This window comes from Longimonas haloalkaliphila (assembly GCF_055379825.1).
In genome coordinates this window covers 3,391,887-3,413,737 of sequence record NZ_AP043948.1, presented here as the reverse complement: position 1 = coordinate 3,413,737, position 21,851 = coordinate 3,391,887, and the positions used below count along the sequence as shown (strand labels likewise).

General features: G+C 60.9%; 18 protein-coding genes. 8 read left to right on the top strand and 10 right to left on the bottom strand.

Going from position 1 to position 21,851, the window contains the following annotated elements; all coding sequences use genetic code 11:
- Positions 1-136: 136 nt before the first annotated feature.
- The 3 genes from ACZ48V_RS13330 to ACZ48V_RS13320 all read right to left on the bottom strand — a co-directional run bounded on the left by ACZ48V_RS13330 (position 137) and on the right by ACZ48V_RS13320 (position 4,548).
- Positions 137-592 (bottom strand): DUF2335 domain-containing protein, encoded by a 456-nt coding sequence (locus ACZ48V_RS13330; protein WP_464539880.1) that lies wholly within the window; start codon positions 590-592, stop codon positions 137-139.
- A gap of 972 nt (positions 593-1,564) precedes the next feature.
- Positions 1,565-2,752: a glycine C-acetyltransferase gene (kbl, locus tag ACZ48V_RS13325; protein WP_464539879.1), complete on the bottom strand. Its 1,188-nt coding sequence runs from the start codon at positions 2,750-2,752 to the stop codon at positions 1,565-1,567.
- 1,133 nt (positions 2,753-3,885) lie between these two features.
- Complete coding sequence (locus tag ACZ48V_RS13320) at positions 3,886-4,548, bottom strand: hypothetical protein (RefSeq protein ID WP_464539877.1); 663 nt, start codon at positions 4,546-4,548, stop codon at positions 3,886-3,888.
- A gap of 331 nt (positions 4,549-4,879) precedes the next feature.
- Between ACZ48V_RS13320 and ACZ48V_RS13315 the strand changes: the two genes are divergently transcribed.
- From ACZ48V_RS13315 to ACZ48V_RS13290, 6 genes are all read left to right on the top strand, one after another.
- Positions 4,880-6,067 (top strand): 4-phosphoerythronate dehydrogenase, encoded by a 1,188-nt coding sequence (locus ACZ48V_RS13315; RefSeq protein ID WP_464539876.1) that lies wholly within the window; start codon positions 4,880-4,882, stop codon positions 6,065-6,067.
- A 139-nt stretch (positions 6,068-6,206) separates the two neighbouring features.
- Positions 6,207-6,461, top strand: a complete 255-nt coding sequence (locus ACZ48V_RS13310; RefSeq protein WP_464539874.1) for a hypothetical protein — start codon at positions 6,207-6,209, stop codon at positions 6,459-6,461.
- Positions 6,462-6,539: 78 nt separating this feature from the next.
- Positions 6,540-7,904: an alpha,alpha-trehalose-phosphate synthase (UDP-forming) gene (locus ACZ48V_RS13305; RefSeq protein ID WP_464539872.1), complete on the top strand. Its 1,365-nt coding sequence runs from the start codon at positions 6,540-6,542 to the stop codon at positions 7,902-7,904.
- A gap of 69 nt (positions 7,905-7,973) precedes the next feature.
- A complete protein-coding gene (otsB, locus tag ACZ48V_RS13300; protein ID WP_464539870.1) occupies positions 7,974-8,675 on the top strand; it encodes a trehalose-phosphatase in 702 nt (233 codons plus the stop codon).
- Positions 8,676-8,954: 279 nt separating this feature from the next.
- On the top strand, positions 8,955-9,833 hold the full coding sequence (locus ACZ48V_RS13295) for a sulfurtransferase (RefSeq protein WP_464539868.1): 879 nt from the start codon (positions 8,955-8,957) through the stop codon (positions 9,831-9,833).
- Positions 9,834-9,909: 76 nt separating this feature from the next.
- Positions 9,910-10,371 carry a SufE family protein gene (locus ACZ48V_RS13290; RefSeq protein WP_464539866.1) on the top strand — a complete coding sequence of 154 codons (462 nt, stop codon included), beginning with the start codon at positions 9,910-9,912 and terminating at the stop codon, positions 10,369-10,371.
- Positions 10,372-10,453: 82 nt separating this feature from the next.
- Here ACZ48V_RS13290 and ACZ48V_RS13285 read toward each other — a convergent pair whose 3' ends face one another.
- The 4 genes from ACZ48V_RS13285 to ACZ48V_RS13270 all read right to left on the bottom strand — a co-directional run bounded on the left by ACZ48V_RS13285 (position 10,454) and on the right by ACZ48V_RS13270 (position 14,839).
- Entirely contained in the window at positions 10,454-11,107 is a 654-nt protein-coding gene (locus ACZ48V_RS13285) for an NUDIX hydrolase (protein WP_464539864.1), read from the bottom strand.
- A 565-nt stretch (positions 11,108-11,672) separates the two neighbouring features.
- Positions 11,673-12,122 carry an Hsp20/alpha crystallin family protein gene (locus tag ACZ48V_RS13280; protein WP_464539862.1) on the bottom strand — a complete coding sequence of 150 codons (450 nt, stop codon included), beginning with the start codon at positions 12,120-12,122 and terminating at the stop codon, positions 11,673-11,675.
- Between the two features lie 331 nt (positions 12,123-12,453).
- Positions 12,454-13,752, bottom strand: a complete 1,299-nt coding sequence (gene fahA / locus ACZ48V_RS13275) for a fumarylacetoacetase (protein ID WP_464539860.1) — start codon at positions 13,750-13,752, stop codon at positions 12,454-12,456.
- Positions 13,753-13,828: 76 nt separating this feature from the next.
- On the bottom strand, positions 13,829-14,839 hold the full coding sequence (locus ACZ48V_RS13270; RefSeq protein WP_464539858.1) for a hypothetical protein: 1,011 nt from the start codon (positions 14,837-14,839) through the stop codon (positions 13,829-13,831).
- 434 nt (positions 14,840-15,273) lie between these two features.
- Between ACZ48V_RS13270 and ACZ48V_RS13265 the strand changes: the two genes are divergently transcribed.
- Together ACZ48V_RS13265 and ACZ48V_RS13260 are read left to right on the top strand one after the other, a co-directional pair.
- Positions 15,274-16,524, top strand: coding sequence for a tetratricopeptide repeat protein (locus ACZ48V_RS13265; protein ID WP_464539856.1), 1,251 nt, complete (start codon positions 15,274-15,276; stop codon positions 16,522-16,524).
- A gap of 303 nt (positions 16,525-16,827) precedes the next feature.
- Positions 16,828-17,994, top strand: a complete 1,167-nt coding sequence (locus ACZ48V_RS13260) for a cystathionine gamma-synthase (RefSeq protein WP_464539854.1) — start codon at positions 16,828-16,830, stop codon at positions 17,992-17,994.
- 103 nt (positions 17,995-18,097) lie between these two features.
- Here ACZ48V_RS13260 and ACZ48V_RS13255 read toward each other — a convergent pair whose 3' ends face one another.
- Genes ACZ48V_RS13255 through ACZ48V_RS13245 form a run of 3 tightly spaced genes read right to left on the bottom strand, consistent with a single transcriptional unit; the run spans position 18,098 to position 21,595 of the window.
- Positions 18,098-18,589 (bottom strand): DUF427 domain-containing protein, encoded by a 492-nt coding sequence (locus ACZ48V_RS13255; RefSeq protein ID WP_464539852.1) that lies wholly within the window; start codon positions 18,587-18,589, stop codon positions 18,098-18,100.
- Positions 18,582-20,114 (bottom strand): HAL/PAL/TAL family ammonia-lyase, encoded by a 1,533-nt coding sequence (locus ACZ48V_RS13250; protein WP_464539850.1) that lies wholly within the window; start codon positions 20,112-20,114, stop codon positions 18,582-18,584. Before ACZ48V_RS13250 ends, ACZ48V_RS13255 begins: the two co-directional genes overlap by 8 nt.
- Positions 20,111-21,595, bottom strand: coding sequence for an AMP-binding protein (locus tag ACZ48V_RS13245; RefSeq protein ID WP_464539848.1), 1,485 nt, complete (start codon positions 21,593-21,595; stop codon positions 20,111-20,113). Before ACZ48V_RS13245 ends, ACZ48V_RS13250 begins: the two co-directional genes overlap by 4 nt.
- Positions 21,596-21,851: the final 256 nt, after the last annotated feature.

Genomic DNA, 21,851 nt, shown 5'->3' with positions numbered 1-21,851 from the left:
ATGCAGAGCAAAACCCACAATACAAGTCATCCCGGGCGCAGCGGAGCGGAGACCCGGGATCTTTATCCGACCAGGACCACCCCGCCCTTCGGGGCCCCTCCTTTCTGGCGACCAGGTCCAGAACCTCTTTAGCAACCTACTCTACCACTTTGGAGCCCTTGCTTTCCCGAGACAGATTGGGATCAGAGAACGAGCGTTGAAACAAAAAGGCTGCGATAATGGGCCCAAGCCCAAGAATCAAGGAAACTAACCCTCCGAGATTAGCCCCGATAGATAGCAAGTATGTACCTGATATGAGCGCAGTGATACCGAGAGCAAACCCGAACCACTGTCCCCGCGAAAGAAGCTGGACCAACTGATTGTCGTAATCGTGGCGATGTGTCTGCTCGCGCTGTGCCATCGAGAGAATACGTTCCGCAGCATCTGGGACGACATCGTTGTAGCCTTCCAAAACAGAGGGTGGAGGAAGCGGTCCAGAAAATTGTTGTGCTTGAAGGAGACGAACTCTGGACGCTTCGGTGTTTTTTGCTGAGGCATCGCTGGTTTCTACAGAGCTAAGTAAGTCGGCAAAAACGCATTTACACCTTGTCATCGCGAGGAGGGAGCTTGCGACCGACGCGGCGATCTCATGCGTCGGTTAGAGCGGTTTATCCTGCGTATAAGGCACAAGATTGCCACGTCGCTGGCGCTCCTCGCAATGACATAATCAAAGGTTCTTTTGTGGGACTATTCAGATGCTTCTGGAGAGGGGCTTTCTTCTGGAATCTCAGACTGCGATGCATCATGTTCTTCTGAAGAGGGCATGCATCAAATAGGTTGTGAACAGGTGTCTTTTTCAGATGCATTCTTCGTTTCGACTGTGATCACGTGAGAGGCACTACGGGAAAGGTCGTCTCCTACACGGCTCCAGTCTTCATGCAGCGCTTCGGCATCGGACGATCGACGCTTCCTCGAAAGCAGATCGACATGGCCTGAAACATCAAGGATGCTTCCCATACCCCACAGAAAAGAGCGGAGTCGCTCTCTTGAGACTTTTGGAAGTAAGTCCATAGCTACATGAATACATTGCATAATACTGTTGGTATACAACTTATAGCTCTTCTCGCGGCTGAGGATTCACGAGTCTACAGAACTATGATGGAGCACATGAGATCGCCTTGCAGGAGTACTCGCTCGCTACGCTCACACCACCACGTCAGTCGCTTTACGCCCCTTCCTCGTGATGAGAATCCTGAGAAACACTCACACGTTGCGACACCTTAATCGCAGCGGAGCCCGGGGGATCTTTGCACGACCAAGGACCACCCCGCCCTTCGGGCATCCCTCCTTTCCGGCTGCGCCGGTAGGAGGGGACTCTTTGGCACTGCAGTTCTGCAAAAGGGGCGCAGAAGGAGCCGATCAAGTCCCCCTCAGAGGAAGGGGATTTAGGGGGAGGGATCGTGACGTATCAATCTCATGCGTTGCTGTTCGAGACGGGCTGCCATGGTGCAACGCATGAGACTGCCGCGTCGGACATGCACGCCAGCCACGCGCTGGCGTTTTCCGTAGGGGGACACTCGAATTATCATCGCGACCCGAGCACGCCCAGCTCGGTCGCGACCTCCGTAAATGCCTCAATGGCGCGATCGAGGTGGTTGCGGTCGTGGGCGGCGGACATCTGCACGCGGATGCGCGCTTCGCCCTTGGGCACCACTGGGTAGCTGAAGCTGATCACGTAGATGCCGCGCTCCAGCAGCGCGTCGGCCATTTCGGCGCTGGGCTTGGCCTCGTACAGCATGATTGGTACGATCGGGTGGTCGCCCGGCTTGATGTCGAACCCGCGCTCGGTCATCTCCTGGCGGAAGTAGCGCGTGTTCTCCCACAGCTGCTCGCGGCGCTTGGCACTGTCGGTGAGCATATCGAGCACCGTCAGGCTTGCATTGGCGATCATCGGCGCCACCGCATTCGAGAAGAGGTACGGACGCGATTTCTGGCGCAGCAGGTCTACAATCGGCTGCTGGGCGGTGGTGAATCCGCCCGTGGCGCCGCCCAGGGCTTTGCCCAGCGTCGACGTGATGATGTCTACATCGTGGAGCGCGCCCTTGGCCTCCGAGGCCCCGCGTCCGCCTTCGCCCATAAACCCGGTGGCATGGCACTCATCTACCATAACAAGCGCATCGTACGCATCCGCCAGCGCGCATATTTCGTCGAGCTTCGCCACGTCGCCATCCATCGAAAAGACGCCGTCGGTGGCAATCAGGCGGATGCCTGCATCCTGTGTCTCCTGAAGCTGTGTCTCCAGATCATCCATGTCGCTGTGCTGGTAGACGTAGCGGTCGGCCTTGCACAGACGGATGCCGTCGATGATGGAGGCGTGGTTCAGCCGGTCGCTGATGATGGCGTCGCCTGGACCCAGAAGCGTTTCGAAGAGGCCCGTATTCGCATCGAAGCAAGAATTGTAGAGGATGGTGTCGTCCTTCTCGTGAAAGCTGGACAGGGCATCCTCCAGCTCCTTATGCACCGTCTGTGTGCCGCAGATAAATCGGACGCTCGCTACACCAAAGCCATACTCATCTACACCGTTTTTGGCGGACTGCATGATGGCGGGGTGGTTGGCCAGTCCGAGGTAGTTGTTGGCGCAGAAGTTAATCACATCGCCCGAGGCCACAGAAATGTCGGCATCTTGCTGCGAGGTGATGACACGCTCCTCTTTGTAGAGGCCGTCGTCTTTGATCTGTTGCAGTTCGGATTCGAAGGCGGAGAGGTCAGACATAGAGCTTGGGTTTACTTCAATGGGCAAGGGGGTATAAGGTAGGCGTGCAGGGGGGCGTTCGCAAATGAAAGGTGTGCTATTGCAGGGGAGCTAAAATGGGGCAACTTCAGTGTCCAGGTCCACTGCAGAGCAAGCCCCCACAACGCAAGTCATCCCGGACGAAGCGGAGCCCCGGATCGTTGCTCGGCTAAGGACCACCCCGCCCTTCGGGCACCCCTCCTTTCCGGCTGCGCCGGTAGGAGGGGAGCCTGACACTGTAATTCTGTGAAAGAGTCGTGGGGCCCCATCAAGTCCCCTCAGAGGGGGATTTAGGAGGAGGGGTTGCGACGTGCTAATCTCATGCGACGCTTTTCAGGACGGGCACGCTGTTAGCAGATACCTGCTCCAGATTTTCGCTTGACGGCAAGTACATACTCGTACCGGAAACGATCGTCTGTACGGATATGAGGAGACCCCGGCTCGGAGGCCGGGGTGACTTCGCTTTGGGAAGTCAGTGGTGTAAAGAGATGAACGTGCTTTCCAGAACAGCTCTACAGCATAAGTCATTCCGGGCGAAGCGGAGCCCCGGATCGTTGCTCAACTAAGGACCACCCCGCCCTTCGGGCACCCCTCCTTTCCGGCTGCGCCGGTAGGAGGGGACTCTGTAGCGTGCGAATCATGCATGGTGTCGCAGAAGACTGCCAAGTCCACCCGCCTTCCATCACAAGTCATCCTGACGCTGCATGTGAAAGGACCTGAGCGCCGTCCCTGCACGCCTACAGGCATCGAGTGGAGTGGGCTGCTCTGGTGGAACGCACGAGATCGCCGCGTCCGTTGCCGGCGCTCCCTCCTTGCGACGCCCCCCCCAGGAATACTCTCACCATGTCATTCCGAGGAGCGTAGCGACGTGGCGCCCCGACCGTAGGGAGGAAGTGCTCCTGGGGTGCAATCTCATGCGTCGCTGTTTGGGGCGGACTACCATGATGGAACGCGCGATATCGCTGCGTCCATCGCTTATGCTCTCTCCGCGCGATGAGAACCTCGGAAGATTTTCACGCCACGATACATGGCAACCTGGCCCCTCCGCCTCCTCCGATGCTCGCGCATCGGTAGGAGACGGAGGGCGTCTCAATCAACGGAACGCGTTTCTGCGATTACGACAGGTTAGCGTAGAACCGGAAGCGCCACTCATCCAACGTGATATTCCACTGCGGATCGATCTTGCGGCGCTGGTCGGCCCAGTGCGGGAAGCGGTGGTCGGGCATCGACACCTGACTGAAGAAGTGCCGTGTCGAGATGTGAAACGGACGGTAGGCGTCGTCGGCGTGGCGCACGTAGTAGGCTACATGCAGCGCCTGCTGCCAGCTGTCCAGCTGCGTGTCCGGCTGCAGGTTCATATAGAACGCGCGCCGAGGCATGTTGTAGTTAAAGGCACTGAACTGGCGCTGGTCGAGTACAACTCCTTCGTAGGTCGACTGGCCCCGGTACTCCGTTTCAACGCGGTTGCGAACGACCCACGCCACCAGCTCCTGCTCGTGCGGCTTCTTCGTTTCCGAAAAAACAGCCCGGGCGAGCCACAGCGTGGCGTCATCGATCTCGGGCAGGTGCTCAATAGAAGGACGTACGTCGTCGCTGCCGTTCCGGTATGCAGTGGAAAGGAGCTCGTGCGGGTCTTCAGATGCAAAAGAAGTGGCGGATGCATCTGACTCCGCAGAAAAAGAAGGAAGGGCGGACAGGCTCGGGCCTCCGGTAGACACCATCAGGGCTAACGAGGCACAGGCGATACCTGTGGAAGCTATTTTCGTATATGTGCTCATGCGTATGAGAACGCTATTCGTAGGATTCGAAGCCATGTCTCAAAAACAAGACATGCATGCCATGGAATTTATCCATACATGCTTACGTATTTGCAGGGCAGAACATAAGGCAGGGCGGTCAACAGTCCCTGTAGTACGAGGTTTCCCTTTTCTGTTTTAGGTAAATGCATGCATTACAATGTACTATCCTCATTCACCCTAAATTTGATCTTATGGATTGCGCCGCGTTCGCCGTAGATTGATCATGCGTTAACCCCGCCTTGACAGTGGTAACGCATAGATTTGCTGCGTATATAGTGTGTACTTTTTACTCGAAGCGCTTTCGATTTCCATGCCCACGCCCTCAACAATGACCATCGTAGTCGACGAAAACATCCCGCTCGCCCGCGAGGCGTTTGGTACGATCGGCACCGTTCTGCCGGTGGCCGGACGCGCCATAACCACCGATCATATCCGCTCGGCCGACGCGCTTCTCGTGCGCAGTGTCACACCCGTAAACGAAGCGCTCCTGCAGCAGCACTCGCTCGATTTTGTCGGCTCGGCCACCATCGGCACCGATCACATCGACCAGGACCTCCTGCAGCGGCGCGGCATTCCGTTTGCCCATGCGCCCGGCTCCAATGCGGACAGCGTGGCGGACTACGTGATCGCGGCGCTCTTGCGCCATGCGGCCGCGCAGGGCGTATCGTTGCCTGACCGTACCGTCGGCGTTATCGGACATGGCAATACGGGGGCGCGGGTGGCGCGCCGCTGCGCAGCGCTCGGCTGTCACGTGCTACGCAACGATCCCCCGCTGGCCGAGGCGCATCCGGGCGGCGACCACCCGTTCGTGTCGCTGACGGAGCTGCTGCGCGCGGCCGATATCGTGTCGCTGCACGTGCCGCTTACGAAAACGGGTGCGCATCCGACCGTCCGCCTGGTTGACGCCGGTGTGCTTGCCGCTATGCAGCCAGGCACCTGGCTCGTGAACACCGCACGCGGCGACGTCATCGATCCACACGCGGTGGCGCAGGCGCTGGACAGCAACCACCTGGGCGCCGCGCTCTTCGACGTGTGGCCCAACGAGCCGACGCCCGATCCCGAACTGGTTGCCCGCACAGCCCTTGCCACCCCCCACATCGCCGGATATGCCTACGACGGCAAGGTGCGCGGCACGCACATGCTCTACGAGGCGCTCTGCAGAACATGCGGCAAGCCGGCTACGTGGACGCCCGAATCGGCCCTCGCCGAACATGCCCCCGAGAGCTGGCACTGCACCCCGCCCGATCCGAACACGTTTCGCACTCAGTACCTCCACATGCTGGCCCGGCAGACCTATGCGATCGCCGATGACGATCGCCGCATGCGGGCCCTCCCTGCGCATCCCCCCGAAACCCGCGGCAAACAGTTTGCTGCGCTGCGCCGCGACTACCCCGTACGCCGCGAAATGCAGCGCTACCATGTCCGCCACACCGCCGTTCCCAACGCCCTGCACGGCGCAGTTACGGGCGGACTCACCATGCAACTTGCAGCTACGTAGCCGACCCGCTACGCAGAAGCCAGGCGGGGTGCCTTCACGAAAGCGTTCCACTTCATAAGAACGCCTGCGCCCTGCTCGTGGTATTGCCTTTCGATAATGCTTCAGTCGCTTTCTGAATCTTTCAAAGCCATTCCGTATTATGGATGCACACGATCACTACACCCGCTGGCGCTGGCAGGCGCCGCTCGGATTGCTCGCCGTGGGCACCGGCGCCAGCCTGTTCGGGCATGCGACCCTGAAAAAAGCCGACCCGAAGTCCTCCACACTGTCGTGGATCGTGGCCGGAACCGGCAGCCTGGTTGTACTTAACGCCGGACTCTGTTTATTTGCGGATGCGACCAAGCATCGCACGCACTACGAGCGGATGCGCGACGAGGAGGCTGTGCGTTCGTAGTACAAGGGGCGCACAGGCGTATCGCCTGCGTTCCCTCGCCCGTTCATCGCTGTACCCGTACCTAACGCCTCGAAGCCTGTGAGCCTTACCGTTGTTGCCAACCGCGTCCCCATCCGCCAATCAGACGACGGAGAGTGGGTCCCCTCTGTGGGCGGGCTCTCCACTGCGCTGCTCCCGGTGCTGCGTCAGCGCGGCGGCGCCTGGATCGGGATGGGCGAAGATCCGGATCTGCCCGAACGCCAGCTCTTCCCCGCGGACGACCCCGACTTCACCGTACGCCGCGTGCCGCTCAGCAAGGACGAACTCGACGGCTACTACTACGGCATGGCCAACCGCGTGCTCTGGCCCGTGTCGCACTACATGATTCAGCACTTCGAGCCGAATCCGGACTTCATGGAGATCTACCGGGCGGTGAACAAGCGCTTTGCTGACGCGGTCGTGGAGGAGGTCGCCGAAGATGACCAGCAGATCTGGCTGCAAGACTACCACCTGATGCTGGCGCCGCAGCACATCCGCAAGGCGCGTCCCAATGCCACGCTCGGCCACTTCTGGCACATCCCGTGGCCAGCCATGGAGGTCTTTCGCATCCTGCCGTGGGCCCGCGAGCTGCTGCGCGGCATGCTGCACTGCGACCTGGTGGGCGTGCACGTTGAGGAGTACGTCGATAACTTCCTGGAGAGCGCCCGCGTACTGCTTGGCGCCGAAATCGAGGGGCAGACCATCCACTACGAAGGACGCACCACCCGCGTCGAGGCGCATCCCATCGGCATCGAGGTCGAGCGCTTTAAGCAGATGGCCGCATCTGATGAGGTAACGGAAAAAGCGGCTCGCCTGCGCGAGCGGCTGGGCACCGAGCACATCGTGATTGGCATTGACCGGCTCGACTACACCAAAGGCGTGCTCTCGCGTCTGGAAGCGTTTGAGCGCTTCCTCGAAGACAATCCCGAATACCACGGCTCGGTCAGCTTCTACCAGATCGCCACCCCCAGCCGCACACAGGTCGACTCCTACCAGCAGCTGAAGCGCGAGGTGGATGAGGTGGTGGGACGCATCAACGGACAGTTTGCCCGCGATAACTGGGTGCCGGTTAACTACCGCTATCGCACCTACACGCAGTTTGAGCTGTGCGCCTTCTACCGCGCGGCCGATGCTGCGCTTATCACGCCGCTCCGCGACGGCATGAATGTCGTAACGCAGGAGTTCATCACCGCTACAGAAAACGGGGCGCTTATTCTGAGCGAACTGACCGGCGCGGCTTACCTGCTTCCCGAAGCCATTCAGGTGAATCCTTACGACCGCGACGGACTCGCTGCCTCCATCCGCATGGCGCTCGAAATGGATGAGGAGGAGCGCACTACACGGCTGAAGGGCCTGAAATCGACCGTTGAAAAGCTCGATGTGCAGCGCTGGGCTCGCGGCTTCCTGGATTCGCTGCAGCAGTAAGGAACCGTCCCCACTGTCGAACTGCTGCTTCCCGCCTCGCTTACCTTCTGACTTGTCCTGGCTTCTCCTATGAGTACTCCTCCACGCGTTGATTCGCCGCTTTTCTTTCTGGATTACGATGGCACGCTGGCTCCGATTGTAGACGACCCGGATGCTGCCTACCCGCATCCCGACGTGCCGGCGGTGGTGCAGGCGCTGCGTGAGCGCTATCCGCTGTGGATCATCACCGGGCGCGACCTGCGCAGTCTGGGCCGCCTCTTTCCGGCCAATGTGCCCGCTATTGGGCTGCATGGCGCGCAGTACGGCACCACCGATACCGCCGAACCGCCGTCGTTCAACGATGAAACGGTAGAGGCGCTCTCGCAGATGCAGGCGAACGTGCCCTCGGTAGAGGGGCTGCATCTCGAAGCAAAGCCGCCCACGTTTGCCGTGCACTACCGCAAAGCGCGCGACGCCGACGATGCGCGCCGCCGCCTGCGGGCGTGGGTCGACACGGCGCCTGACTTCCTGGAGGCGATCTGGGGCAAGAAGGTCGTGGAGCTGCGCCACCAGGACCACACCAAGGGGCGGGCGGTGCGCGAGGTGGCCGATGAGCATCCTGGTCGCACGCCGGTCTACCTCGGCGACGACGTGACCGACGAAGACGCGTTTAGCGCGCTCGCGGACTACGACGCCTGCACCGTAAAGGTCGGCCCCGGTGATACAGCCGCCGACTACCGCCTCGATGATGTGGAGGCCGTCGTCGATTATCTGAAGCGGTATATCGACTGATAGCACCTGACGCCTATGCAGCCCAAACGGGTAGCCAGAAAACGGACAGTCAAAAGCGCGCATCGTCGATCCAGCTCACTGCCAAACTCGCGCGCAACCGGACACCCGTGAACGACCACCTGTAAACAAGACGCAACAGAGTCCCGTGCGGACAGGCATTGTGTGAACACCGCTCCAGGCTGAGGGTGTTAATCATTGGGTGTAACGTCACACTGCATCAGCAGACAGGCGGATGCATCCCCAATAGCCCACGCAACGCTCAACATGCCCACTGCACCGATGAGTACCTATGCCCACCCCGACGTACTGGTCGACACCGACTGGGTCGCCGATCACATTGACGATACCGACTCGGTTCGTATTGTAGAGGCCAACGAAGACGTATTGCTCTACGAAACCGGACACATTCCCAACGCGGTGAAGCTCGACTGGCACACCGAACTGCAAGACCCCGTACAGCGCGACTTCATCGATGAGGAGGCATTTGCCCGACTCTGTGAGAAGAAAGGTATCGGGCCTGACACCACTGTTGTATTCTATGGTGACAAGAACAATTGGTGGGCCTGCTACGCCTTCTGGGTATTCCGGCTGTACGGACACGAACCGCTGCACATCATGGATGGCGGACGTGCCAAGTGGGAAGCCGAAGACCGATCGATGACGACGGATGCGCCTGACCTGCCTGTTGTCTCCTACCCGGCGCCAGAGGGGCCCGATCTCTCGATTCGTGCCTTCCGCGACGAGGTGCTTGCCCACCAAGAAACGGGCGGTCCGATGGTAGATGTACGCTCGCCCGAGGAGTTTCGCGGTGAGGTGACGCACCTGCCCGGACTCCCCGAAGAGAGCTCCATGCGCGGCGGACACATTCCTGGTGCGCGGAATGTGCCGTGGTCGACGGCGGTCGACGACGATGGCACGTTCAAGCCACGCGAGGAACTGGAGACCATCTACCAGCAGCGTGAAGGACTGAACCCCGATGACGATACCATCGCGTACTGTCGCATTGGCGAGCGATCGAGCCACACGTGGTTTGTGCTGAAGTACCTGCTCGGTTTCGACCAAGTGAAAAACTACGACGGCTCGTGGACGGAGTGGGGGAACCTTGTTGGTATGCCCATCGAGAAAGGCGATGCCGAGCCGGCTGAAGCCTTGAAGTAGGCACCCAGGCCTGTCGCATCTCATCCCCATACGGCCTCATACGGTATACTCGTACGGTACAAACTCGCAACGGACTATGAGCTCTTTCCAGGACATCGCCGCCGGATTTCAGATGGTAGACCGCGACACGCGGCTCGACCTGCTTCTGGAGTATGCAGGCAAGCTGCCGCCGCTGCCTGAAGCTTATCAGGAGCTTCGCGATGCCGGGATGAACATGGTGCACGAGTGCCAGTCGCCCGTCTTCCTGCGTCCGGAGGTGCGCGACGGCACCGTGCGGGTCATTGCACACGTGCCGCGCAACGCCCCCACGGCGCGGGCATTCGTGTCGATTCTGCACGAGGCGTTTGATGGTGCCACCCCCGAAGCGGTCGCCAATGCAACCGATTACCCGTTGCGCGACCTGGGCCTGTCGGAACTGCTGGGGGCCCAGCGGACTCAGGGGCTCTCAGCGATCTACCAGCGCATGAAGCACGCCGTCGCCGAACGCACGCACAGTCCGATCAAGGCCGACAGCGAAGACCCGGCGTCCGCATCCTGAACATGGATGCTCTTATCATTTGGAGGACAAGCGGGCAGAGAGGCGCCCCGGGGGCTGCCGGCGTGTGTCTGCTGGAACGTAGTTACTGCACGCGCAGCATGGCATCTGTGCTACGCACCACATCGAGCAGCTCCGCGAGCATCATTGCCGTAGCGCCCCACACCGTGTGCCCCTCCACGTCATAAAACGGCACATCGATCTGAGTGCCATGGAGCGTCCACGTTTCTACAGTACGCGTGCCCGGGTGAAGCAGATGCGGGATACGTGTGGGGAGCAGCGCTTCGACCTCGTTCTCCTGCGGCGTTGTCTGTGGCGTGTAGGGTAGCATGCCCACAAAAGGGTGTGCACAAAATCCGGATGGGGGAATGTAGAGCGGCGTCAACGCACCGAGAATCGACACCTCCTCGGGCGGCAGTCCCACCTCTTCCTGCGCTTCACGAAGCGCGGTCTCGCATTCCGTTTCGCCCGGCTCGCAGCGTCCACCCGGAAACGAAATTTGGCCGGGATGATGAGCGAGGTTGCTTCGCCGGATGGTAAGCAGCACCGTGGGAATGCCCTGGTCATCAGGGTAGAGCAGCGCAAGCACGCCGGCGTCGGTGCAGTCGACCTCATCGGTCGGGATGCCCCGCTGACCGACATCATAACGGGGGGCCATGGTGCGCTGTGCTCCGAAGCCGGGAAGCGGCTTGCTCAGGCGCTCGCGCAGCGCATCCACGAAATGGTCAAACGTAGGCATGGAGATGTCGGGCAGCGCGTAAGAGGGCGGATTGATGCATACTCGTATGGGAGGGGGAAGACAGGGTTCTGCTCGGAGCAGGAACGGCTGCCCCTACAGGCATGGGGATACCCTGGCCCCCTGGATTGGCGTCCAGGGCCGGCAGGGGCTGGGGGGACCTGGTACCGAAAGATCGATGCTGTAGAGGAGGAAGTGTTCTGTCCGTAACAGATTCACAACAACAAGTTATCCCGAGCGCAGCGGAGCGAAGACCCGAGATCTTTATCCGACTCAGGACCACCCGGCCCTACGGGCACCCGTCCTTTCCGGCTGCGCCGGTAGGAGGGGAGTTTCGGAAGTTGTGCCCAGCGTGTAGGGGAACGCACGAGGTCGCCGCGCTAGCAACTTCTATTCACCAAGACAGGCTTGAAGAGAGCATCCCCCTCACTGCCAAACGCATCACCGATCCCACAACAAAAAAACGCCCCGGCCGCCGTGAGGCCGCCGGGGCGTGGTGGGAGGCACTCAAGACGGATTCGAGGCAATCCGTCTACCTCCCAGGTTTACAACGTGTGCCAGGACCCATTTATTGGATCGAAATCTGGCGTGGCTTGCTTTCTTCCGCCTTTGGCACCGTAATCTTCAGGACGCCGTCTTCGTACACCGCTTCAATGCTGCTTTCCTGAATCGACTGCGGGAGCGTGAAGGAGCGGTGGAAGTGGCCAAAGGCGCGCTCTACGCGTACAAACTCATCATCTTCATTGCGCGCTTCGTGGCGCCGCTCACCACTTACCGTGAGCTGCCGCTCTTGCATGTTAATCTTCAGATCGTCCTTCGACATGCCCGGCAGATCGAGGTGGATCTCGTAGTTGTCGGCAGTCTCGACCATGTCGGTCCGAGGGGCCCACATGCGTGTGGTGCTTTCGCTACGGTCGCCATTGCCCTCGGATGTAGGGAAGAGGCGGTTGAACACCTGGTCAATTTCGTTCTGCAGGGTGCGCAGGCTGCGGTTCGGGGTGCGGGTAATGTTCGTCATAGTAATCACCTTGTGGGTTCTTTTTGTGTAGACTGTAATGGAAGGAGTGCAGAGTACATCACCTTCAACTCTGCACTCATCTATACATGCAACCCCTGTACCAGAAGGGCTCAGGCAGGAAAAACAGTCGAGGAGGCTGACAACGAGACAGCCTGCCTGTCAGTTGTGACAGGCAGGCCGGGTGTTGGTCTGACAACGTGAAAGACGGACTGTCAGAGTTATAGCATGCAGCAGGATACGGGATGTCAGGGTGACACGGCATGGCGGGGCGCGCGCAAAGACACGCGATGCGGGTGGCAGCGTGCGCATCCCTCAAACACCCGTGCATCCCCTACGCATCTAGCGGCTGCGCAGGCTGTACGGTACCCGCCACCGTGCCGAGTCCGATGCGGAAGCCATCGCCTTGCGCCCATCCGCGCATGACGACGCGGTCGCCGTCTTGCAGGAAGGAGCGCTCGGAGCCGTCGGGTAGCTGAATGGGCTTGGTGCCGCGCCAGGCCAGCTCCAGCATGCTGCCGTAGCTGTTTTCGGTGGGGCCGCTGATCGTGCCCGAGGCCATCAGGTCGCCGGGGCGCACGTTGCAGCCGTTTACGGTATGGTGCGCCAGCTGCTGACGCATCGACCAGTACATGTAGTTGAAGTTGGTCTGGCAGATCGTGTGCGGGGCGTCGAGCTCGGGCGTTTGCAACTGCACTTCGAGCTTGATGTCGAAGTTCGCGTGGTCGTTAGGTTGCAGATAATCGAGCGGCACAGGATCCTGATCGGGGCCGTCGGTACGGAAGGGTTCGAGCGCGTCGAGCGGAGTGATCCAGGGGGAGACGGTGGTGGCAAAGCTCTTGCCGAGGAACGGCCCGAGGGGTACGTACTCCCATTTCTGGATGTCGCGGGCGCTCCAGTCGTTGACGAGCGAGAGGCCGAAGATATGCGACTCGGCATCGGCTGCGCGGATGGGCGTGCCAAGTGCGTTGCCGGTGCCGACATAGAAGCCCATTTCGAGCTCAAAGTCGAGCAGCTGACTGGCCCCGTAGGTTGGGGGCGCATCGTCGTCGGGCTTGCGCTGGCCGCACGGGCGATGCACCGGCGTTTCGCTTACGATCACCGAGCTGGCGCGTCCGTGATAGCCCACCGGCAGGTGCAGCCAGTTGGGCTTGAGCGCATTTTCCGGCCCGCGAAACATGGTGCCGATATTGGTGGCGTGCTCGCGCGAGGAGTAGAAGTCGGTGTAGTCGCCGATCTCGGCGGGCAGGAGCATCGACACATCTTCTTGCGGATGCAGCACGCGGGTGCGCAGCGACGCGTTGTCGCGCAGGGTGGAGGTGTCTTTGTGAAGCAGGTGGTGCAGGGTGCTGCGTGTGGCACGCCAGGCGGGCTGTCCAAGCGCCATGAACGCGTTCAGCGCATCGGCGCGGAAGGGATGCACATCCGGGGCGAGGGCTTCGTGGTCGAAGAGGCCCTCGTTGGCCAGCGCAGCAAGGTCAACGACCTGATCACCGATGGCCACGCCCACGCGGGGGTCGGCATCGGGACGGGGGCGGAAGACGCCGTAGGGCAGGTGTTGAATCGGAAAAGGGTGATCGGCCGGCACGTCGATGAACGAGGCGTCGGCAGCGGGGATGAGGTAGGCAGACATAAAGGCGTTGCTTGGGAGGGTAGGCGTACGAGACAAGATTGTGGGGGGGCGCAGTCCGAAGCGGGCTTACGGGCGGCTACATGAGCCCAAGCGCCCGCAGGTCGTCGACGGGCTCCTCAAAGCTGCAGCTGCCAAACGAGTGCGCGAGGGTAGAGCGGGCGTATGAGATGTCTTCGACCGACGCAGAAAGCGGTCCCCACTGCATCCCTTCCTGCGTGAAGGTAAACGTCTCCTCGTTTTCTTCGCGGAGGATGGCCGCGATGCCGTCGGCATCCAGGTCATGCTGCAGCGCAAAGACGGCGGCTCCGAACACATTGAAGAAGCCGTGGCGCATCACCTCGAGATTGTCGTCGTAATGGCGGGCCGGGTGGTGCAGTCCAGCGGTTGCTTTGAACCGTACGCTGGCGTCGCGGCACGCGGCGATGGCAGTGGCCACGTGCTCGACCGAGGGAAAGAGCCCAGCCTCCATGCCGCCACAGCGGATCTTGAGACCGATTACGCTGCGTTCGGGGACCGGCTGATCGGCGTTGGCATCGGCGAAGGCGCTCAGTAGTTTGGGCAAGCGGGCAGTGGTCTGATCGGTAAGCGGCACCTCGAAAAAGATGTCGAGGTGGGGCAGTCCGTGACGGGCCAGGTGCGTGTCGACCGCTGCAAGAAAGTCGCGTACGGCAGTTAGGTCGGGGGCATCGAGCAGAGAGGCCGGGAGCCGCACTTCCATGACATCGGGGCGCACGCGGCTGCGATGATCTTCGACACACTGGTCGATGTGGTCGAGGTCGGCTGTAAACGCTTCCAGAAATGCTTCAGGCGTGGCGCCACCGGTGCCCAGCACCGAAAATCCGACTGGTGGATTGTGCGCGATTGCTTGCCGAAAGGGGCGCAGCTCTTCAAGGCGGCGTGTGGGAATAACGAAGCGGTTCAGCATCCAGCGCTCCGGCTCGCCCCGGTAGCTCAGGAAGCGCTCCATTGCGTCGGTAAGCCGCAGGTCGGCCGGCGGAAACATACCGGCGTAGTCCACGATGCGCTGCATGAACGCCCGCAGTCCGGGCGCAATAATAGTGTCGTCGGGATGCGGGTGCGATTCCATAAGCGGGGGTTCTACGGTAGGCGGAGAGCATATCGAAAAGGGAGCAGTAGCGCTACACACAGGCAAGAACTCGCGTAGTGGCCGAGCAGGACCGCTACGCAGGACTTCTGCACACGTCTGTACAGAGAACAGACTTCCTGAGGCAGGTAGCCCGCAAGCAGGTAACCCGCAAGCCAGGCCACGGTCAGCGTATAAACGCTTCCGTTACAAGTAAACCGTTCACATCAGGATAAAAGCAAGCCCGCCGTAAAAACAAGGATGCGAAAGGGCAATACTTCACGAATGAATCCCGTTTACATGCTTGCAACTGCTTCTATCGACTCGTTAAATTACATTTATATTCCTACATTGCTGCAAGTCGTTCAAAACGACACAGGTGGCAGCAACGTTGGGGCACCCCTTTGATGATATCCTTGGCTTGAACCAAACCCACTATGAAGACGCAACGTCGGTATTCCATGTACTCATTTCTCTGCGTCGTAATGATGGCGGGGGTTCTGCTTGCCGGTTGTGCGGTTGGCGATCCCAACATCAACGAGGCAGAGAGTGCGCTTGAAGACGGCAACTACGATGCAGCGCTTGAGAGCGTAGAGCGTGCGCTTGAAGAGAACCCCGAGAACGCGGAGGCTTTCCTGACACGAGCCCGAATCTTTGAGGCCCAGGCTGAAGAAGCAGCGATGCCAGAAGAGCGCGTTCAGTTGTACGAACAGGTTGCTGAAGCCCGCCAGCAGGCTGCGGAGTTGAGCCCCGATGCTCGTTCCCAGGTTGAGTCGCAGCGTCAGTTCTCGTACATCGATCTGATGCAGCGCGGTGCCGAAAGCTTCAACGACGCACAGGAAGCTCAGGACCCCGAGCTGTTTCGGGAGACGGCTTCGTTCTTCACCAGCGCCCGTCTTATCGCTCCCGACTCCAGCGATGCGTACACCAACGAAGCGTTTGCCCTGCTGAATGCGGGGGACCGTGAAGAGGTCGTTCCGGTGCTTGAGCGAGCCATCGAAACGAACCAGGATACAGCCGACGTGGACTTGTACTCCATTCTGAGTAGTCTCTACCTGCAGTTTGGTCAGGAAGAAGAAGCCCTGGACCTTCTTGATGAGGCCGTGCAGTTCTACCCGCAGAACCAGGAGGTGCAGGAGCTGCGTCTTAATGCCTTTACAGCCGCAGGCGAAATGGATCGCGCGCTCGATGCCTATCGCGAGCAAGTAGAGCAGAATCCGGACAACGCGATCTTCCGGTACAACTACGGATCGTTGCTGCTGAACGACGAGCAGTATGAGGAGGCGGCTGAGCAGCTCGAACGCGCTGCCGAACTCAATCCTGACGACGGAAGTATTTTCTTCAACCTCGGTGCAGCCTATGTGAACCAGGCAGCCGACCGTGACGATCAGATCAGTGCGGTCGAAACGGAGGTGCAGGAAGAAGGCCGGGAGCTGACCGATGAAGAAGATGCCCGCCTGGAAGAACTGGCCGGTGAGCGTCGCGAGCTTATCGAACAGGCCATTGGTCCTTTTGAGCAGGCGTTCGACATGATGGACGAGGGCGATGAGAACTTTGGTGTTGTATGCCGCGAGCTCTACCGCGCTTACGTGCTGGTAGACCGTACCGACGATGCCGTCGCCATTGAGTCGTGCTTTGACGAGCTCGAAGGCGAACAGCCTGACATGGGCGAGCCCCAGGGTCAGTAACAGCTAAAAAACAGCGTGATAAACAGCGCGAACAAACAACGGACAGAAACCGGCCCTTCGTGCGTGCACAGATCCTGACAGATCCTGCACGCCCCGGCCTGCGCTGTGCTCGCTTCTCTCAGATAGCCCCGGGTCTCGATGCGAGGTCGGGGCTATCTGTGTTTAGAGCCTGTTTGGGCGATGCTAAAACCAAGATGCATTCTGCGGTGGGCTGCCTATGCAACGCGCCAGGCACCGCACTCCCGTCTGCAACGAGCAGCCTCATGCTCATTCGTTCTCTGTACACCAACCTTGAGTTTTTCTATGGATGCCGATCCCTCTACCCGTCAGTTTGGTACCAACGCGATCCACGCCGGCCAGCAGCCCGACCCCTCGACTGGGGCGGTCATGACACCCATCTACCAGTCGTCGACCTATGTGCAGAGCGCACCCGGCGAACACCAGGGCTACGAGTACTCGCGCGTTTCGAACCCGACGCGCACCGCGCTTGAAGGAAATCTGGCTGCGCTCGAAGGGGCCACCCACGGCATCGCCTTTGCCTCGGGCGTAGCCGGTATCGACGCCATCATGAAAGGCCTGCGTCCGGGTGATCATGTTATCTCGACCAACGACCTGTACGGCGGCAGCTTTCGCCTCTTCACGAAAGTGTTTGAGCCGTTTGGCATCGAGTTTTCGTTTGTGGACATGAGCGACCTCGCGAACGTTGAGGACGCCATCACCGACGATACCGCTATGATCTGGGTCGAAACGCCGACGAATCCCCTCATGCGGCTCGTCGACATCGAAGCGGTATGCGACATTGCGGATGCGCACGATATCGATGTAACGGTCGATAACACGTTTGCAACGCCGTATCTGCAGCAGCCGCTCGATCTGGGCGCCGACATGGTGCTCCATTCGGCAACGAAGTACCTGGGCGGGCACTCCGACATCATTCTGGGGGCGGTGTGTACCAGCAGCGAGGAGTGGGCAGAGAAGCTGCGCTTTCAGGTGAAAAGCGCGGGCGCCTCTCCCGGCCCGATGGACTGCTTTCTGGCGCTGCGTGGCACCAAAACGCTGCATGTGCGCATGGATCGCCACTGCGACAACGCTCGCGCCCTGGCGCTCTTCCTCGACGGGCACCCCAAAGTAGACACGGTGCTCTACCCGGGGTTGCAGTCGCATACCGGCCATGACATTGCTGCGAAGCAGATGAGCGACTTTGGCGGTATGATCGCGTTTACGCTCACCGACGACAGCATGGATGCGGCGAAGACGGTGCTGTCAAACACCGATGTGTTCTTGCTTGCCGAGAGCCTGGGGGGCGTAGAGAGCCTGATCGAGCATCCGGCGTCGATGACCCACGCGTCCATCCCGGCTGAGGAGCGCGCTAAGATCGGACTGACCGACTCGCTGATTCGACTGTCGGTCGGCATCGAAGATATCAACGACCTGCGGGCCGACCTGGAGCAGGCGATCGAACGGGTCTGATAATGCGTGAGTATGGTCGGAGGTGCAATAGAAGTGGAGACGTCCCGTTGGGGCGTCTCCACGAGTTTTGTGGGTACGTTGAGGCTCCTGTACGAGGTGACGGTCACCAGCCGATGGTGCCTGGCCCGCCTTTGAAGGGGCCGACTACATCGCTCGTGATCCAGCCGCCATAGAACGAGCCCTGCTGCGCATCCACCTGCTCGTCGCCGACATAGCAGGCGTCCATCTTGTGGGCATAGAAAGCCACGTATCCGGCAATCGCCTTAAACCGACGGGTAGGAGATGGGTACGCCCACGCTGTCTGAGCCGCGTGGCGGTCGCCTACAGCAACGTCGTAGTACCGTGCGCGCCCTTTGAACTCGCAGTGCGAGGTGCGCCCGGCGTCCTGCAGCACGCCGTCGGCGATGGCTTCAGGAGGCACGTAGTACACCGGCGGGTGGCTGGTCTCCAGCACGCGGTAGGCACCGGTCGTGTCCACAATCGTAGCTTCGTTGAAGACAATCCGGATGCGCCGATCAGTCGACTCAAGCGCGGGCGGGCGGGGGTAGTCCCAGACCGACTCCTGGCCGGGTCCGGGTTCGGTGCGTTCAGGCATGGGAGCTGGGCGGAGCGAGGAGTGTGTCGGCGAAAGCATTCAGCTCATCGTGGAGCGGCCGGTCGGCCGTCAGGGGCGGCATGTCGGGCCAGTGGTTGGGCGCAGGAGGAGCGGGGCCGGTAGCACGGTCGTCGCGCTGCAAGTGGCGCAGCTGCAGCGCCGCCAGCGCATGAATCGATAGAATACGTGCCACGTGTGGGGTCTGCTCATAAGCAGTTCGGGCCGCAAGGGCCCCCATCGACACGATATCCTGGTTGCCGCCATTGGTCGGGATGGAGCTGGTTGCCGTCATCTGTGCGCGCTGGCGCAGCTCGGCAACGAGCGCTGTAGCAGTGAGCTGAGCGCCTGCAAAACCATGTGTTGCGCCGGGGGTCCAGGCCAGCAGCGGCGGGGCCCCCCCGTTGTGGGCGGGCGTAAGCAGCAGGTCGAGCTGCCGCTCCATCAGCACGCCGATCTGCGTAAGGGCGGCATTGAGCGCATCCGCAGCGAACGCAATCTGCTGTCCCTGAAAGTTCCCCCCGTGTATGGCGCGGGGCGGTTCATGAAAGAGCAAGGGGTTGTCGGATACGCCGTTGAGTTCGGTTTTGGTGATGCGGGTGGCATACCCGATCTGGTCGCGGCAGGCCCCGAGCACCTGCGGGGCGCATCGAAGCGAGTAGATCTCCTGAAGCGGGCGATTGTCGCCCGGTGCAGAGTCTCCGTTTTCTGCCGCCTCTCGGATGACCGTTGCGCTTTCTACTTGCGCGCGGTGCCCCCGAGCCTCGTGCAGAGCCGGGTCGAGAGGTTCGAGCGAGGCACCCAGCAGACGGAATATCCACCCGGTATGCGTTTCGGCGTGCACGAGCAGGCGCTGTGCTCGCGCGCAGGCCAGCGCCAGGTAAGCCGTCATGAACGAAGTGCCATTCACAATGCCGAGTGCATCGCGGGCATCCAGCGCAACCGGCTCGATGCCTGCCGCTTCAAGCGCCGCCTCTGCCGGAACGCGCTGACCCTCTGGATCGAGACAGGTGCCGGCCCCGGTAAGAACACGAGCCACGAATGCAAGCGGCGTAAGGTCGCCGCTCGCTCCGACCGATCCAATGCTGGGAATAGCCGGTGTAATGGATGCGTTAATCAAGTCGCGCAGTGCATGCAGCACCGGCCGTCGGATGCCCGAATGGCCCTGCGACAGCGCGTGCAGGCGCAGCAACAACATCGCTCGCGTGACAGATCGCGGCATGAGCGGACCCGTACCGGTGGTGAGGTGAGCCACGAGGCTCTGGGCACGCTCCTGGGAGGTCGGAGCTGAATCGTGCTGCACAAGGGGGCCAAACCCCGTTGTAACGCCATACAACGGAGCCTCCTGCGCACGCAGTGTTTCCAGTGTTGCGCGGGCCTGTTGACAGGCTGTTTCTGCAGCCGACGTGAGCACAACAGCCGATGAGGACGACGTAGAAAACTGCTCAACAACAGCCGGGGGAAGCGTGACGTTGGGGCCCAGTGCAAGGGGGTCTTCCTGAGAAGCAGAGGAGGACGAATTGCTCATTGCGAGATGGAGGCGGCGTGAGATGTGAGACGCTTGTGGAGTTGCTCGCGCAGCAGGTCGCGGTTGGAGGCGCCTTTCGGGGTCGTGGGCCAGTCGTCAGGAGAGAGCACGAGCGTGTGGTTAAGTCGCGCATGGAGCGAGCCGAGGTGTGCCCCGATTTTACTGGTGCTTGGAGGCGAAGTGGAGTCGTCCCAGCAGAGGGCAACAGCGATGGAGGTGCCGTCGGGCGAGAAGAGAAAGGCGTCGTGGGCAGCGTCGAAGGCTTCCTTAAGCGTTGCTTCGAACTGGCTGGCAGGTACCATACGTCCGTTTGCCAGCTTGAACGAGTCATCTTTGCGTCCGCGAAAGTAGAGGCCATCGCGTTTTCGCTTGGCGCGATCGCCGGTGGCAACCCATCGGTCGGGGTCTAACCGGACGAGCCCCTCGGTCGTCCACGTTCCGAAGCAGGCATTTTGCCCCTGAAAGAGGAGTTCGCCGTCGTCGGCAATGCGGACCGAACAGCCAAGAGGCTGCCCGAGGTAGTTAGCTGCCCATATGCCAGAGTCGCCAAGTGCAATGCCGGGGCTGGCCTCGGTCTGTCCGTAGCCGACCCGCAGCGAAGAGCCGTCGAGGGCGTCGGCGAGTGGAGCGCTGATGGGGGCGCCGCCAACGATGCCCCCCTGGAGCTGGCTCACAAAGCCGGGCCCTTCGTCATGGGCAAGGAGGCGCTGCATAGTCAGAGGAACGGCGGAGAGATGCGTAGCGCCCCACGCATCGCGTAGCGCAAGAATGGACTCGGCGTCACGTCCGCCCTCGGGATCGCGAATGACCTCGGCTCCAGAAAGCAGGGCCGGCATCAGGTCGAGCACCAGTCCAAAGGCATGGTGCCATGGCAGCACCGAAACCACGCGGGCGTGCTTCAAGCAGAAGTACGGCAGGTGGGTGGCGAGTACCGAGAGCACGTTAGCATCTGACAGCGCGTACCAGGTTCCTTCGGTAGTCGTACCGGACGTGCGTAGCAGGAACCGGGCATCGGGCGTGCGATCATGCCGCGCTGTGCGCAGTGCATGAGGCGGCCGGAGGGGCCCTGCGCATCCGTCTGGCATCCAGTTATGGGGCGAGTCGGACGACGGGTGGATGAGCGCGCGTGCATCGAGCGTGTCGACGAGCGCTTCAGCGCCTTCAGGGGGGGCGAGCGCAACAGTGAGCCGCTGCCAGATAGCTGCAACGAGTACCTGGAGGAAAGCAGCAGATGGCGGCATGGCGATGACGATGCGGTCGCCGGCCTGTAGCTCCGCTGCCCGAAACGCCTGCAGCCAGAGCCGCGAGCCCGTCCAGATAGACGCTGCCGGGGTAATGGCATCGTTATCAATGACCGCTGGTACAGCACAGTCGCGCAGCCGGTTATACAGCAGGTCGTGCCAGGGGTTGGCATCGCTGGTCGTGGCACGCTCAAGGGCTGCGCGACAGGCTTGCTCAGCACGCGGGGCGCGGACAGCCATGGTTCCGCTGCGTTGGGAGTTGCCAGAAGAGCAGTTACAACGCGTCATTGCGTACGGGGCAAGCACATGAATGGAAGCTTAGTATGCGTATAACTAATAGACCTGCATACCGAGGTAGCGTTCGGAACGGAGGATCAGGTCGCCCCGATGTTACAGTAGTTTCGCACCGGACAGGCATGAGGGGTAGGCGGGAGCTATGTACCTATGGCCACATGCGTGCTTGCTTTTGCACCTACTGTTTGCGCTTGATGTTAGG